This is a genomic window from Sphingomonas sp. P3_C5 (genome assembly GCF_056402635.1).
In genome coordinates, this window is the sequence record NZ_JBFUHA010000018.1 from 15,005 (window position 1) to 28,967 (window position 13,963).

The window sequence follows — 13,963 nt, forward strand, 5'->3', positions numbered from 1 at the left end:
ATATAGTGTCCCCGAAATAAGGATTGCCGCTGTCGGCCCTGAATCCTTGTCGGGCCGGTCGCGCGGGGACTCGGGCCCGTACGGCCGGCTTTCCGTTCGCCGTACGACGCGATGCACGGCATTTGCGACCAAGCGACCAAGTTAAGACCAAATCCACCCTGAAAACGCACCGAATGTCGGTTTCATGCAATGATCGACCGATCGACATTGCTAAATACGACTCACTCGATGCGCCTGAGAACGCAAAGCATATGGCATGCTATATGCTTTTGGGAGCTGTGCCTCGGCGAGATTTGAGTACAATCAGAACAATATTCCGGGCCGCGATGTTAGGAAACCTGACTCTTAATCTGACTGGAGACTTGAAATGGCACGCCCACCCAAACAAACCGACAAAAATGTTGATAAGACGATCGAAAAGCAGGTCGAGAAGACGCTGATCGCGGACAAGAATCATCATAAGGAATTCAAGATCGAGAAGATCGAGAAGCCCGAGGTCAAGGAACACAAGGACCTGAAGCACGAGAAGGTCGAGAAGAACGAAGCCAAGGAGCACAAGGACCACAAGATCGAGAAGCTCGAGAAGAACGAGGCGAAAGAGCACAAGGACCAGAAGGTCGAGAAGCTCGAGAAGAACGAAGCCAAGGAGCACAAGGACCACAAGTTCGAGAAGATCGAGCACAAGGAGCTCACCAAGGTCGAACATGGCGAGAAGCACATCGGCAAGGAGAAGGATGGCAAGGAGATCTTCGAGGGCCCGGGCGGCGACCCGCTCGGCGATCCGCTCGCCCAAGGCGCCGGCGGCGCCGCGCACTTCATCCAGCCCGAGGAACGCCCGGACCTGAGCCGCGGCGCACTTTCTGGCGAAGCTGACGCGAAGCCGAAGGGCTGATCTGACCCATGGTCATGATCCTGTGTGAAATCGGTGATGGTGCCGCGCTCTGGGCAGCCGGAAGGCTGCAGGAGCGCGGCATCCGCGCCGACCTGGTGACCGCCGCCGCGCTCGGCGCGGTGCGGCGCTGGGAACACCGCATCACCGGGACCGACGTCCGCACGTCCATCACGCTGCCCGACGGGCGCGTGCTGGACAGTGCGGGCGCCGAGCCCATCCTCAACCGGCTGAGCTATATCCCGACTGAAAGGCTGCGCGCCGTTTCGGGCGCGGATTACGGCTACGCGATGCAAGAGCTGTACGCGCTTTATCTGAGCTGGCTCGCGGGCTGGCCGGGGCGGGTGATCAATCGGCCGGTGCCGCAGGGGCTGTGCGGCAATTTCCGTCATCCGTCCGAATGGGCGACACTGGCGGCGCGCGCCGGGCTGCCCACCACGCCGTGGAAGCAGGGATCGGGCGACGCGCCGGATCAGGCCTGGCTGCCGCGGCCGGCCGAGCTCAGCGTCTATGTGTGCGGCGACGAGGTCGTGGCACCGATCGCGCTCTCCGACGCGTTGACTGAGGGGTGCCGGGCGCTGGCACGTCTTGCGAACTGCGACTTGCTCGGCGTGGATTTCGAGCGGGTCCCTAATGATGCGGCGAATGGCGGCGAGTGGCGCCTGACCGGTGCCTCGCCCCTTCCCGATCTGATCCGCGGCGGCGATGCGCTTGCCGACGCGCTGGCAAAGGCGTTCACGACATGATCCTGCTGGCTGGAATCCCCTCCGAAACCCCGCTCGCAATGGTCGGCGGGGCGCTCGACGCGCTCGGGGCTGACTATCGCTTCGTCAACCAGCGGCACGTCGCGAGCGCGGCGATCGACTGGACCTCCGACGAGACGGGCGTTTCGGGCACGCTGCGGATGGGGGACGAGACGATCGATCTCGCCACCGTGACCGGCGCTTATATGCGGCTGATGGACGACCGGATGCTGCCCGAGCTGGAGGGTCTCGCGCCCGACGATCCGGCGCGGACTCACTCGCGCGCGTTCCATGAGGCGTTGTTCCGGTGGAGCGAGGTCTCGCCCGCGCGGATCGTCAATCGTGCTGAACCGCAGGGGTCGAACGGATCGAAACCCTATCAGGCGCAGCTGATCGCGCGGCACGGGCTGTTGCCGCCGCCGACGCTGATCACCAACGATCCGGCGGCGGTGCTCGCCTTCCGGGAGGAGCATGGCACGATTATCTACAAATCGATCAGTGCCGTGCGATCGATCGTGAAGACGCTCGATGACGAGGATATGGCGCGGCTCGAGCGGATCGGCTGGTGCCCGGTCCAGTTCCAGGCGGCAATCCCGGGGACCAATATCCGGGTCCATGTCATCGGCGATGCGGTGTTTCCGACCTGGATCGAAAGCACGCATGTCGATTACCGTTATGCCAAGAGGCAGGGCGGATCGACTGAGCTGTCGGCGCATGAATTGCCCGAGGAGATCGCGGCGCGGTGCGTAAAGCTGACCGCCGATCTCGGCCTCGCCTTTGCCGGCATCGACCTGAAGCTGACGCCCGATGGCGATTATTATTGCTTCGAGGTGAATCCCTCGCCCGCCTTTTCCTATTTCGAGGCGAATACCGGTCAGCCGATTGCCGCCGCTGTGGCGCGCTATCTGGCGGGGATGGACCAGGCCGTGCCGAAAGCCAGGCGCGCGGCGGGGAAGAGAAGGAAGGGATGAGCGCGCGCCGGCCTATTCCGGGCTGACCGTTTTGGGTGCGCGGGGTTTTCGCTGCCTTGGGGGCTTCTCGGCGCCGGTGACCTCCTGCTTGGCCGCGCGGCGTGGCTTTTTTTCCGCTGCCGGAGCAGGCGGTTTCTGTGCCGCTGCCGGAGCGGGCGGTTTCTTTGCCGCTGCCGGAGCGGGCGGTTTCTTTGCCGCTGCCGGCCGGGGAGCCTTCTTTGCCGCTGACCGTGCGCGCGGTTTCTTTGCCTTCGGCGGGGACGCGTCGTCCTCCCGTTTTGGCCATGTGAATGGCTCCAGCGGCGGTTTGGGCGCAACGACGGGTTCGACCTTCGGTGGCGGCAGATGGTCGGCGATGGTCGCGAGCCGCCATCGCTCTCCGGGCTTCTGGATCATGTTGAGCTTGCAGCCGCGACACCGCGCGCGCTGATATTCGGGTGCGGGAATGCGCAGGCGGCCGCGTCGGTGAAAACCCAAACGGCAAAGCAGAGGCTGAAGTCGATCGAAATTCATCTGTCCGTCAATCTCTCCGCAACCGCCGGCCGGCGCTGACATCATCCTTGCGCACGCGCGTCAACCCGGCATTTTACGAAAAGATCCCCAAATCAGCTGGCCGGAATCACGTCGGCCGTGTCGATACCGGCGTTTCACAAGTGATCGGTTTCCACTTCACGGCTTGATCCGGGCGCCCGCCGGGGCCACATGCCCCTGATGCTGATCGAAACCGAAACCACGCCCAACCCCGCGACCMTTAAATTCCTGCCCGGACGGACAGTGATGGAGGCAGGCACGCGCGATTTCGCGACGCCCGAGGAGGCGGAAGCGTCTCCACTGGCCGAGGCGCTGTTCGGGCTGGGTGACGTGACCGGCGTGTTCTTCGGGCGCGACTTCATTTCGGTGACTGCGGCGCCGGGCGTGGCATGGGAGGGGCTGAAGCCCGACGTGCTCGGCCTGTTGCTTGACCATTTCAGCGCCAATATGCCGCTGTTCCGTGCCGGCAACGCCGGCGGGATCTCAGTGCCCTCGGACGACATGATGTTCGCCGAAGACCCGGAAGACGCCGATATCGTCGTCCAGATCAAGGATCTGATCGAGACGCGCGTCCGCCCGGCGGTTGCCAATGATGGCGGCGATATCGTTTATCGCGGCTTCGACAAGGGCAAGGTCTATCTGCAGATGCAGGGCGCCTGTTCGGGCTGCCCTTCGTCAGCTGCGACGCTGAAGAACGGCATCGAGCAGTTGCTCAAATATTATGTGCCTGAAGTCACCGAGGTCCGTGCGGTCTGAGGGCCGGCCGCCATCGTCCACATACAAGGGGTCCTGCCATGACCGAGAAGCTGTCCGACGCGGCGCTCGATACGATCTTCCGCGCCGCGCGCACCTATAATGGCTATACCAGCGAGCCCGTCTCGGAAGCCGAGCTGCGCGCGATCTGGGACCTGATGAAATGGGGCCCGACCTCGGCCAACCAGCTGCCGGCGCGCCTGATCTGGTGCGTGAGTGACGCCGCCAAGCAGAAGCTCGCCGCCTGCGCGAGCGCGCAGAATGCACCCAAGATCCTGGCGGCGCCCGTGTCGGTGATCATCGGCATGGACACCAATTTCCACGAGCATCTGCCCGAGCTGTTCCCGCACAACAAGACCGCGAAGAGCTGGTTCGACGGCAATGCCGAGCTGCGCGAAGCCTCGGCGATGCGCAATTCGTCGCTGCAGGGTGCCTATTTCATTATCGCCGCGCGCGCGCTCGGGCTCGATACCGGGCCGATGTCGGGCTTCGACAATGGCAAAGTGGACGCGGCCTTTTTCGCGGACACGCCTGCGGTGCGATCCAACTTCATCTCTACGCTCGGCCACGGCGATCCGAGTACGATCTTCGACCGCTCGCCGCGGCCCGAGTTCGAGAAGTTCAATCACATTGCCTAGCCTCTATTCTCTCCCGGCCTTTTTCCGAAAAGGGGAGGGGTAGGTGAGAACCTTGGTGATCGAAACCGCCACCGCCGCCTGTTCGGTCGCGCTGATCGACGGGGGCGTAGTGATTGCCGCAGCACATGAAGTGGTCGGGCGCGGCCATGCCGAGCGATTGGTGCCGATGATCGCCGAACTGCCCGAGGGTGGTCGCGCGCCGCGCATCCTGGTTGATTGCGGGCCTGGCAGTTTCACCGGCGTGCGGGTCGGCATTGCCGCCGCGCGCGGGCTGGCGCTTGGCTGGGGAGCGGAGGCTTGCGGCTTTTCTTCGCTGGCGCTGCTTGCCGCGAGCGGATTTGCCGCCAATCCCGGCTGGACCAGCCTTGCCGTCGTGCTGGAAGGCGGGCATGGCGAGGTCTTCATGCAGGCCTTTGACGCTCCGCTCACGCCGCTTGGCGCGCTCGCTTCGCTGAAGCCCGAAGCGGCGCTCGCTGGTCTCGCCGGCTGGCCGGCGATCGGCAACGGCGTTCGCTTCCTGAGATCGCTCGGCGGTGACGCATTGCTCACCGAAGCACTGCCTTGCGCAGCCGACGCGGTCCTGCTGCCGTCGGCGCTTGCCGCGCTGCCGCCACGCCCGATCTATGGCCGCGCGCCCGATGCCAGGCCGCTCGCGGCGCCAGTGTGAGTACAGTGCTGCAGATGATCGAGCTTCGTACCGGCGGTGTGGCCGACCTTGCCCTTGTCGATTCGATCATGAAGGCGGCGTTCGATCCCCGCTTCGGCGAGGCATGGACGCGCAATCAGTGCCTCGGCATTCTCGCCTTGCCGGGCGTGTCGCTGACGATGGCGGCGCTCGACGGGGTGCCTGCGGGATTCGCGCTCTGCCGACTCGTTGCCGACGAGGCAGAGCTCCTGCTGCTCGCGACAGTGCCCGCGCTGCGACGCCGCGGCGTCGCCTCTGCATTACTGCGATCCGTCATCGCCGATTCCATCGCCGAAGGTGCGCGCAAGCTCCATCTTGAGGTGCGTGAAGGCAATGATGCGATCAAGCTCTATCAGGGTACAGCTTTCATTAAGGTTGGCGAACGCCGCGATTACTATCGCGGCACGACGGGGCAGTCTTTTCACGCCTTCACCTATAGCCGCGAACTTCCCTAAAATCTCTCTTCACTGCAATTGTTACTTGCACGAGGCGAACCAAAGGACGATAGCGCGACGCATGGTTTGCTGGAAAAAGCAACCACAGTTAGGGTCGAAAGGAATATAATGGATACTCAAAGCGAGCTTCAGGAAACGCTGATCACGCTCACCGCCGATATTGTCGCCGCGCATGTCAGCAACAACAGCGTCGCGGTCTCTGATCTGCCGGTGTTGATCGCGAATGTTCATGGCGCGCTCAGCGGCCTTGGCGGCGCCCCGGTGGTGCCTGAGGTCAAGCAGGAGCCGGCGGTTTCGATCCGCTCTTCAATCAAGCCGGACTTCATTGTCTGTCTCGAGGACGGCAAGAAACTCAAGATGTTGAAGCGCCACCTGATGACCCATTATCAGATGACGCCGGAGCAGTACCGCGCCAAGTGGAACCTGCCTGCCGACTACCCGATGGTCGCACCCAACTATGCCGAGCAGCGCCGCACGCTCGCCAAGAAGATCGGTCTCGGCACGAAGCGCCGCAAGACGCGTTAATTCTATCGCGGTGCCGGCCCGCTCCCCCTCCCGACATCCCATTCAGTATAAATTCTGTGGGAGGCCGGGAGCGAGTGCGGGCCGGCGGCGCATGTCGCAAGCAATGCGCTTATTGCGAGTCGGTCGCTCTTTATCGATCGCCGCAAAGTCACTACATCGGCGCCATGGCGCGCAAGATAGACCTCGAAGCCCTTTGTAATGAAAGAGGCCTCCGTATCACCGACCAGCGTCGCGTGATCGCGCGAGTCCTGTCGGATGCAGAAGACCATCCCGATGTGGAGAAGGTCTATGCGCGGGCATCCGCGATCGACCCCGGCATTTCGATTGCAACGGTCTACCGCACTGTCCGGCTGTTCGAGGAAGCCGGTATTCTCGACCGGCATGATTTCGGCGATGGCCGCTCGCGCTACGAGCCTGCCCCCGAATCGCATCACGACCATCTGATCGACGTCGAGACCGGCAAGGTGATCGAATTCGTCGACCCCGAACTCGAGCAATTGCAGAAGGCGATCGCCGAGCGGCTCGGCTTCCGCCTCGTCGACCACCGCATGGAACTGTACGGCGTCGCGCTCGACCGCAAGGCTTAGGCCTTGGCCGACGCCGCCCAGAGGCGCGCCGACGCGGCGGCCGGCAAGCCGGCACCGATCGATACGCTGGGCTGGATGCGGATCGGCCTGCGCGCAACCGGGCTGATACTCGCGCTCCTCCTCACCGTGCCGCTCCATTATCTCTGGCGGCTGCTGCGGATCGGATCGCCCTGGCCGCGGATCTTCCTCGGTTGGGCGGCGCGGATTGTCGGGGCGAGAGTGGAGCGGATCGGTGTGCCGCTGAAGCGCGACGTCTTCTATATCTCCAACCATTTGAGCTGGATTGATATCCTCGCCATCGCCGGGAAGAGCGGCACCGCATTCGTCGCCAAGGAGGAGATCCGCGCGGCGCCGGTGGTCGGGTGGCTCTCGACGCTCAACCGCACCGTTTATGTGAAGCGCGAGAACCGGCTGGGCGTGGCCGAACAGATCAACCAGCTGCGCGATGCGCTGGCGGACAATTGGTCGGTCACCGTGTTTCCGGAAGGGACGACGACTGACGGCCAGTCGCTGCTGCCGTTCAAGACGCCGATGCTCCGCGTGCTCGAGCCGCCGCCGCCGGGCGTGATGGTGCAGCCGGTGCTGCTCGATTATGGCGCGGCCGCCGAGGAGATCGGCTGGGTCGGGGAGGAGAGCGGGATCGACAATGCCAAGCGGATATTGTCGCGACCCGGCTCTTTCCGGATGCGGGTGGAATTCCTCGAACCCTTTCTTCCGCAGGATTTCCCGGGGCGTAAGGCGATTGCCGCCGAGAGCCGGCGACGGATCGAGGAAGCGCTGGTCGCGCGGCTGGGCAGGCCGCTCAGGCACTTTGCCTATGATGTCGGATCGGTGCGGTATGAAGCGCCCGCTCCTGCACCCAATGGCGAGGAACCTCCGCCACCGGCGTAGTGCCTGTGGTCCCCTAAAGAACTGAGGTTTGTGCAGCAGCGCCCTTCCGCCTATAGGCGCGGCATCATGAAACCTGCCCCCAAAACCTTCCACGTCAAGTCGTTCGGCTGTCAGATGAACGTCTATGACGGCGACCGCATGAGCGAGCTGATGAGCGCGCAGGGGCTGACGCCGGCAGAGGCGGGCGAGGCTGATCTGGTCGTGCTCAATACCTGCCACATCCGCGAAAAGGCGACCGAGAAGGTCTATTCGGATATCGGGCGCCTCAGGAAACATGGCCGCGCGCCGATGATCGCCGTCGCCGGCTGCGTCGCGCAGGCCGAGGGCGCGGAGATCGTCCGGCGGGCGAAGGTGGATGTGGTGGTGGGCCCGCAGGCCTATCACAACCTGCCCGATCTGGTCGCGCGGGCGGCGCGGGGCGAATCGGCGCTCGATACCGATATGCCGGTGGAGACGAAATTCGGCGCCCTGCCCGCGCGTCGCCGGGTGCCGCCATCGGCTTTCCTGACCGTGCAGGAAGGCTGCGACAAGTTCTGCACCTATTGCGTGGTGCCCTATACCCGCGGCGCGGAGGTCTCGCGGCCGTGGAGCGCGATCGTCGATGAGGCGAAGGCGCTGGTCGATGCGGGCGCGAAGGAGATCACTCTGCTGGGTCAGAACGTCAACGCCTGGGAGGGCGAGGACATGGCCGGCAATGTGCAGGGGCTCGACGGGCTGATCCGTGCGCTCGACCGGATCGAGGGGCTTAAGCGGATCCGCTATACGACCAGCCACCCCAACGACATGCGCGAGGGGCTGATCGTGGCGCATGCCGAGGTCGAGAAGCTGATGCCCTTCCTGCATCTGCCGGTGCAATCGGGCAGCGACCGGATCCTCAAAGCCATGAACCGCAGCCACAGCCGCGATTCCTATCTGCGCATCCTCGACCGGGTGCGCGCAGCGCGGCCCGACATCGCGCTGTCGGGCGACTTCATCGTCGGCTTTCCCGGCGAGACCGAGGCGGACTTCGCCGATACGCTGAGCCTGGTCGACGCAGTCGGCTATGCCCAGGCCTTCACCTTCAACTACAGCCCGCGCCCCGGCACGCCGGCCGCCGATATGGCTGACCAGGTGTCGCGCGAGGTGATGGACGAGCGGCTGCAGCGGCTTCAGGCGGCGATCAATCGCGACCAGGAGGCGTTCAACGTGGCGAGCGTCGGACGGACCTGTGACATCTTGCTTGAGCGCAAGGGCAAGCTGCCCGGCCAGCTGATCGGGAAGAGCCCGTGGCTGCAATCGGTGCATCTGGTGGCGGACGCGGCGATCGGCGATATGGTAGAAGTCGAGATCGCGGCGGCGTGGCCGAACTCGGTTTCGGGCGTGGAGCGGGTGCGCGAAGCCGCCTGATATTGGGAAGGCGGGGACTTCATGGCTCTTTTGCTGCTGGCTCTTCAGATCATGGTGATGGCGCCGCCCGCCTCAGGTCCGGTGCCGGTGTGCCCTCATCATGATGGTCTGATCGATGGGCCTGTCGTTCCTACGGCCGAGGTTGCACGCGGGATCTTCGCTGCGGTGGCCAAGCCTTTGCAGAGTGAGCAGGCGGCGAGCAAATATGTGCTTACTATTGCCGATCAGGGTGCGGACTGGGCGGTCTATCAGGCGCTTCCGAAACCCCCGGGGACGATCACTGTGGGTGGTGGCGGGCTCGAGATGCGGATCGACAAATGCACCGGCGCGATCAGCGAGATGCATTATTCGCGCTGAGCGCATACCCCTGCGATTTGCCGGGTAAGGTTTGGAGGTGAGACGGAAGAGATAGCGGAAAGATCGGGAGTGTTGCCCGTTTCCCTCTGTCCTCTGCGCTTGGGACCTGCCATCTTGGCCTTGGATGCAGCAGACTCGCCCCTCCGCCGGAACACCGCCTCGCGCGGGCCGTTCGGGTGAATTGCTCTCCCTCCACGACATATCCCTCCTGCTCGAAGGAACCGCATGAGCCGCAAGCCTGTCCCAGCCCAGTCCGGTGATCGCAGCCGCGCCGAGGTCGTGTTCGACAAGCCCCAGCTCATGGCCCAGCTCTTCGGGGAGTATGACCAGAATTTGCTGCTGCTCGAGAACCGGCTCGGCGTGTACATCACCGCGCGGGGCAATCGGGTTGGCCTCGAAGGCAATGCCGAATCGGTCGCGGCGGCGCGGGATGTGCTACAGGGGCTGTACAACCGGATCGTGCGCGGCGAGCGGGTCGATCCCGGTCTCGTCGAGGCGGTGATCACCATGTCGTCCGAGCCGACGCTCGACGGGATCATCCGCGCCGACATCGCCGGCACGCCGCAGATCATGATCCGCACGCGCAAGAAGACGATCGTGCCGCGCACCCTCGCGCAACAGCATTATATGCGCGAGCTGCTCAACAACGACATCATCTTCGCGCTCGGGCCGGCAGGCACCGGCAAGACCTATATCGCGGTCGCGCAAGCCGTGGCGCAGCTGATCACCGGGAGCGTGCAGCGGCTGATCCTGTCGCGGCCGGCGGTGGAGGCGGGCGAGAAGCTCGGTTTCCTGCCCGGCGACATGAAGGACAAGGTCGATCCCTATCTGCGGCCGCTCTACGATGCGCTCAATGATTGCCTGCCGGCCGAGCAGGTCGAGCGGCGGATCCTGTCGGGCGAGATCGAGATCGCGCCGATCGCCTTCATGCGCGGGCGTACGCTGGCCGATGCCTTCATCATCCTCGACGAAGCGCAGAACACCACGCCGGCGCAGATGAAGATGTTCCTCACCCGCTTCGGCGAGAACAGCCGGATGGTGGTGTGCGGCGACCCCAAGCAGACCGACCTTCCCGGAGGGATGAATGCCTCGGGGTTGAACGATGCGGTCGGGCGGCTCGAGGGGATCGAGGGGATGTCGATCTGCCGTTTTGGTGCCGGGGATGTGGTGCGGCATCCGATCGTCGGGCGGATTGTCGAGGCTTATGAGGGCAAGGATGCTTAGTCGGGGCTTCAACCCCTCCCCTTTAGGGGAGGGGCAAGGGGTGGGGCAGCGACGAGCGGGGCTCGATGCCCCGATCGACGCTTCGGTGCTCGACGCCAGGAGTCTTTTTGAGCGTGCAGACGCACGCCCCCACCCCTTAGCCCCTCCCCTAAAGGGGAGGGGCGAGTAAGAAGCATGCTTGAGACCGCCCTTTCCGTTGAATCTCCCTGGCCGGACTCCACCGACTGGGAGGCGCTTGCTCACCGTGCAGCCACCGCCGCGATGGAGCGGACGCCGCATGGGGAGATGCTGACCTTCCCGTCGATGATCGAGATCTCGGTCCGGCTTGCGACCGATGACGAAGTCCAGACGCTCAACAAGCAGTATCGCCACAAGGACAAGCCGACCAACGTCCTCAGCTTCCCGATGGTGCAGGCCGATCTGCTCGACACGATCGACCAGAATTCGGACGATGGCGAAGTGTTGCTCGGCGATATCGTGCTCGCTTACGGGGTCTGTGCGCGCGAGGCCGAGGAACGGAATATTCCGATCGCCGACCATGCCACACATTTGATCGTGCATGGCACGCTCCACCTGCTAGGATATGATCACCTGGAGGAACGCGAGGCTGAAGCGATGGAGGCGATCGAGATCGATGCGCTCGCCTCGCTCGGCCTGGCAGACCCCTATCTGATACAAGAGGACTGAACGACCGCCATGGCCGACGGCCCCAGTACCACCGGCACCGGCTCGACCCATGCCGGCGCCGACAGCAATGAAGGGAGCATCTGGCGCTCCTTCCGCTCCTTCATCTTCGGCGGCCCGGGCGACGATTCGCTCCGCGCGCAGCTCGAGGAGGCGATCGATGCGCATGAGGACGATCCGGAGCCCGACGCGGCCGGCGACCTTTCGCCGCTCGAACGCCAGATGGTGCGCAACCTGCTCCATTTCGGCGAGCGCGACGCGGGCGATGTCGGCGTGCCGCGGGCGGACATCGTCGCGGTCGAGGAGCAGACCAGCTTCGCCGACCTCGTCACCCTGTTCGCCGAGGCCGGGCACAGCCGGCTGCCGGTGTACCGCGAGAAGCTCGATACGATTATCGGCATGGTCCACATCAAGGACGTGTTCGCCATCCTCGCGACCGCGGCGCCGCACCCGGAGACGCTAACCGCGCTGATCCGCGAGCCGCTGTACGTGCCGATGTCGCGCGGGGCGCTCGATCTGCTGGCCGACATGCGCCAGAAAAGAGTGCATCTCGCGATCGTGCTCGATGAATATTTCGGCACCGAGGGGCTCGTCACCATCGAGGACCTGATCGAGGAGATCGTCGGCGATATCGAGGACGAACATGACGACGCGCCCGAGGCGCTGCTCGTGCCGCTCGATGGCGGCGCCTGGGATGCGGATGCGCGCGCCGAGCTCGAGGATGTCGGCACGGAGATCGACGAGCGGCTGGCCGAGGTTGACGGCGATATCGACACGCTCGGCGGGCTCGCCGCGGTGCTGGCGGGCCATGTGCCGCAAAAGGGCGAGTGCATCGTCCATGAGAGCGGCTGGACGCTTGAGATCGTCGCGGCGGATTCGCGCCGGGTCGAACGGCTGCGGCTGCATCCGCCGGTGAAGCAGGCGGCTGAAGAGAGCTGAGCCTGGCCTGATTCCGGAACAGGTGGCCGCGCGGCAGATGGCGCCGGACGGGGCGTACGCGACCTGGCGGGCGCGGCGGAGCGGCAGCGCTTTCCGAGCTCACCCCATTTCTCCGGCCGGCGGTGGCGCAGCCAGAACATCGCCGCGCCGACATGGGCCGGCACCTCTTCGCGCCAGCTTACCGTGATCGGCACATCGGCATGGGCCGGGGTGAAGGCCCTGGTCCGCTTGCGCTGATAGCCGGTGGCGCGGCGATAGAGCGACTGTTCGACCCGGGCGTCAGCGATCCGGCTGCCCTTGGCGATGGCGGCTGCGAAATCGGGATAACGGCGGCGCCAGTCCTTGAGGGTTGCTATGTCGATCTCGAAGAAACCGGCGATATCGCGCGGCTCGGCACCGAGACAGCAGAGCTTGAGCGCCTGGGTGGCGAACACGGGGTCGTAGGATGGCGGGGCTGACTCTGCAGCGGCGGTCGCGGGAGCGGCGCTCGGCGGCGGAAATTCCCTGTTATCGGCCACTTTTATTTTTTTAGGGCCGTTCTCGGCCGTTTTGTACTGTTTTCCGGATTTAGAATCAGCGGCTTGCGGGCAAATTCCCTGATAATCCGGAACAGGGAATTCTCCGGTGCGGAACAGGGAATTCTGTTGGACGGAACAGGGAATTCGGCGTGGCCGGTTGCGGGCATTGACCGGAGCGAGCGCTCGGGCTGGCGCATCGCGCTCGGCCAGGCAGAGGGCAGCGTATAGCAGGGGGAGCGCGGACGCGAGTGCCTGCCAGACTATAGGGGTTTGGAGCAATGTCATTGGGGAACGGTAGCGTAGCTTCGGTTGCGGTTGAATCGCGCCCGCCTGGTGGAGTGGTGACCTCCAACTCAAGGGAAAGTCGCTGTAATTTTACGCTTCGTGCGTCGATCGAGATCGCTCGTTCGTTGTCCAGCCGAGCACCGGGAGGGCGCGCCGTGCCCCGCGAAAAGCGGGGCAGGAGTGATCGGGGAACATTGAGCCACGGTGAACGGCTGCTTCAGGCCATGGTCAAGTAACATGGATTAATTTGCCATGATAATAGACGGTTGAGGATGCTATCATGGACCGCTTGTTCACCAGTATTGCGTCGCGCAGCGCGAACATCATGGGGCAGCCCTGGGCTTTCCTCCTGTCCGTGTTCCTGTGTGTCGCCTGGGCCGTCAGCGGGCCGCTATTCCACTATTCGGACACGTGGCAGCTCGTCATCAACACAGCGACGACGGTGCTCACCTTCCTTGCCGTGTTCCTGATCCAGAACAGCCAGAACCGGGACGGCGCGGCGATCCAGGCCAAGCTCGACGAAGTGCTCCGTGCGCTGGTGGACGCGCGAGCCGAGTTCGTCGGCATCGAACATCTGACCGACGCGCAGATCTGCGCGATCCGCACCGCGCTCGAGCATGAAGTGAATGGCAGCGACGGCGAGGCGGAGAGCGCCGAAGAGAGCGTCGACGAGCTGCTGAGGCGTCGATGATCATGACCATTCAGGATGAGGAAGGGCCGCCGCTACCGCCGCCCGCCGCGCTGGGCGAGATCCTGCGGCGGGCCTATGAAGACGACTATCATGCCGATTTGCGGTTCGAGCTGATCAGCCTGTTGCTGGTGCTTGCGCATGATGCGCGGGAGGGGGAGCTGCGGCTGCTGTGAGGTGCGCGTGCGGACGATTGTGGTGTGGCGTCATGACG

20 protein-coding genes are annotated in these 13,963 nt (G+C 64.4%); all 20 read left to right on the forward strand.

Going from position 1 to position 13,963, the window contains the following annotated elements:
• The first annotated feature begins 367 nt into the window (after nucleotides 1-367).
• The 20 genes from AC1DVS_RS25985 to AC1DVS_RS26080 all read left to right on the forward strand — a co-directional run bounded on the left by AC1DVS_RS25985 (nucleotide 368) and on the right by AC1DVS_RS26080 (nucleotide 13,925).
• Nucleotides 368-892, forward strand: a complete 525-nt coding sequence (locus tag AC1DVS_RS25985; RefSeq protein WP_478027404.1) for a hypothetical protein — start codon at nucleotides 368-370, stop codon at nucleotides 890-892.
• A 14-nt stretch (nucleotides 893-906) separates the two neighbouring features.
• The gene (locus AC1DVS_RS25990) at nucleotides 907-1,635 is read left to right on the forward strand and encodes a hypothetical protein (RefSeq protein WP_478027405.1); all 729 of its coding nucleotides are present in this window, start codon (nucleotides 907-909) and stop codon (nucleotides 1,633-1,635) included.
• Nucleotides 1,632-2,603 (forward strand): ATP-grasp domain-containing protein, encoded by a 972-nt coding sequence (locus AC1DVS_RS25995; RefSeq protein ID WP_478027406.1) that lies wholly within the window; start codon nucleotides 1,632-1,634, stop codon nucleotides 2,601-2,603. Before AC1DVS_RS25990 ends, AC1DVS_RS25995 begins: the two co-directional genes overlap by 4 nt.
• Nucleotides 2,604-2,704: 101 nt before the next feature.
• Entirely contained in the window at nucleotides 2,705-2,893 is a 189-nt protein-coding gene (locus tag AC1DVS_RS26000; RefSeq protein ID WP_478027407.1) for a hypothetical protein, read from the forward strand.
• 55 nt (nucleotides 2,894-2,948) lie between these two features.
• Nucleotides 2,949-3,155 (forward strand): hypothetical protein, encoded by a 207-nt coding sequence (locus AC1DVS_RS26005; protein ID WP_478027408.1) that lies wholly within the window; start codon nucleotides 2,949-2,951, stop codon nucleotides 3,153-3,155.
• A gap of 159 nt (nucleotides 3,156-3,314) precedes the next feature.
• The gene (locus AC1DVS_RS26010; RefSeq protein ID WP_478027409.1) at nucleotides 3,315-3,890 is read left to right on the forward strand and encodes a NifU family protein; all 576 of its coding nucleotides are present in this window, start codon (nucleotides 3,315-3,317) and stop codon (nucleotides 3,888-3,890) included.
• A gap of 38 nt (nucleotides 3,891-3,928) precedes the next feature.
• Entirely contained in the window at nucleotides 3,929-4,525 is a 597-nt protein-coding gene (locus AC1DVS_RS26015) for a malonic semialdehyde reductase (protein WP_478027410.1), read from the forward strand.
• 43 nt (nucleotides 4,526-4,568) lie between these two features.
• The gene (gene tsaB, locus AC1DVS_RS26020; RefSeq protein ID WP_478027411.1) at nucleotides 4,569-5,192 is read left to right on the forward strand and encodes a tRNA (adenosine(37)-N6)-threonylcarbamoyltransferase complex dimerization subunit type 1 TsaB; all 624 of its coding nucleotides are present in this window, start codon (nucleotides 4,569-4,571) and stop codon (nucleotides 5,190-5,192) included.
• The gene (locus AC1DVS_RS26025) at nucleotides 5,189-5,665 is read left to right on the forward strand and encodes a GNAT family N-acetyltransferase (RefSeq protein ID WP_478027412.1); all 477 of its coding nucleotides are present in this window, start codon (nucleotides 5,189-5,191) and stop codon (nucleotides 5,663-5,665) included. Before tsaB ends, AC1DVS_RS26025 begins: the two co-directional genes overlap by 4 nt.
• 108 nt (nucleotides 5,666-5,773) lie before the next feature.
• A complete protein-coding gene (locus AC1DVS_RS26030) occupies nucleotides 5,774-6,190 on the forward strand; it encodes a Ros/MucR family transcriptional regulator (protein ID WP_478027413.1) in 417 nt (138 codons plus the stop codon).
• 164 nt (nucleotides 6,191-6,354) lie between these two features.
• The gene (locus AC1DVS_RS26035) at nucleotides 6,355-6,777 is read left to right on the forward strand and encodes a Fur family transcriptional regulator (RefSeq protein WP_478027414.1); all 423 of its coding nucleotides are present in this window, start codon (nucleotides 6,355-6,357) and stop codon (nucleotides 6,775-6,777) included.
• A gap of 3 nt (nucleotides 6,778-6,780) precedes the next feature.
• A complete protein-coding gene (locus AC1DVS_RS26040) occupies nucleotides 6,781-7,668 on the forward strand; it encodes a lysophospholipid acyltransferase family protein (RefSeq protein WP_478027415.1) in 888 nt (295 codons plus the stop codon).
• A 66-nt stretch (nucleotides 7,669-7,734) separates the two neighbouring features.
• On the forward strand, nucleotides 7,735-9,054 hold the full coding sequence (gene miaB / locus AC1DVS_RS26045; RefSeq protein WP_478027416.1) for a tRNA (N6-isopentenyl adenosine(37)-C2)-methylthiotransferase MiaB: 1,320 nt from the start codon (nucleotides 7,735-7,737) through the stop codon (nucleotides 9,052-9,054).
• A gap of 21 nt (nucleotides 9,055-9,075) precedes the next feature.
• Entirely contained in the window at nucleotides 9,076-9,411 is a 336-nt protein-coding gene (locus AC1DVS_RS26050) for a hypothetical protein (RefSeq protein WP_478027417.1), read from the forward strand.
• 225 nt (nucleotides 9,412-9,636) lie between these two features.
• On the forward strand, nucleotides 9,637-10,635 hold the full coding sequence (locus AC1DVS_RS26055; RefSeq protein WP_478027418.1) for a PhoH family protein: 999 nt from the start codon (nucleotides 9,637-9,639) through the stop codon (nucleotides 10,633-10,635).
• 174 nt (nucleotides 10,636-10,809) lie between these two features.
• On the forward strand, nucleotides 10,810-11,322 hold the full coding sequence (gene ybeY / locus AC1DVS_RS26060; protein ID WP_478027419.1) for an rRNA maturation RNase YbeY: 513 nt from the start codon (nucleotides 10,810-10,812) through the stop codon (nucleotides 11,320-11,322).
• A 9-nt stretch (nucleotides 11,323-11,331) separates the two neighbouring features.
• A complete protein-coding gene (locus AC1DVS_RS26065) occupies nucleotides 11,332-12,258 on the forward strand; it encodes a hemolysin family protein (protein WP_478027420.1) in 927 nt (308 codons plus the stop codon).
• 122 nt (nucleotides 12,259-12,380) lie between these two features.
• Nucleotides 12,381-12,716, forward strand: coding sequence for a hypothetical protein (locus AC1DVS_RS26070; RefSeq protein ID WP_478027421.1), 336 nt, complete (start codon nucleotides 12,381-12,383; stop codon nucleotides 12,714-12,716).
• A gap of 625 nt (nucleotides 12,717-13,341) precedes the next feature.
• A complete protein-coding gene (locus AC1DVS_RS26075) occupies nucleotides 13,342-13,752 on the forward strand; it encodes a low affinity iron permease family protein (RefSeq protein ID WP_478027422.1) in 411 nt (136 codons plus the stop codon).
• Between the two features lie 2 nt (nucleotides 13,753-13,754).
• Nucleotides 13,755-13,925, forward strand: coding sequence for a hypothetical protein (locus AC1DVS_RS26080; RefSeq protein WP_478027423.1), 171 nt, complete (start codon nucleotides 13,755-13,757; stop codon nucleotides 13,923-13,925).
• The last annotated feature ends 38 nt before the right edge of the window (nucleotides 13,926-13,963 follow it).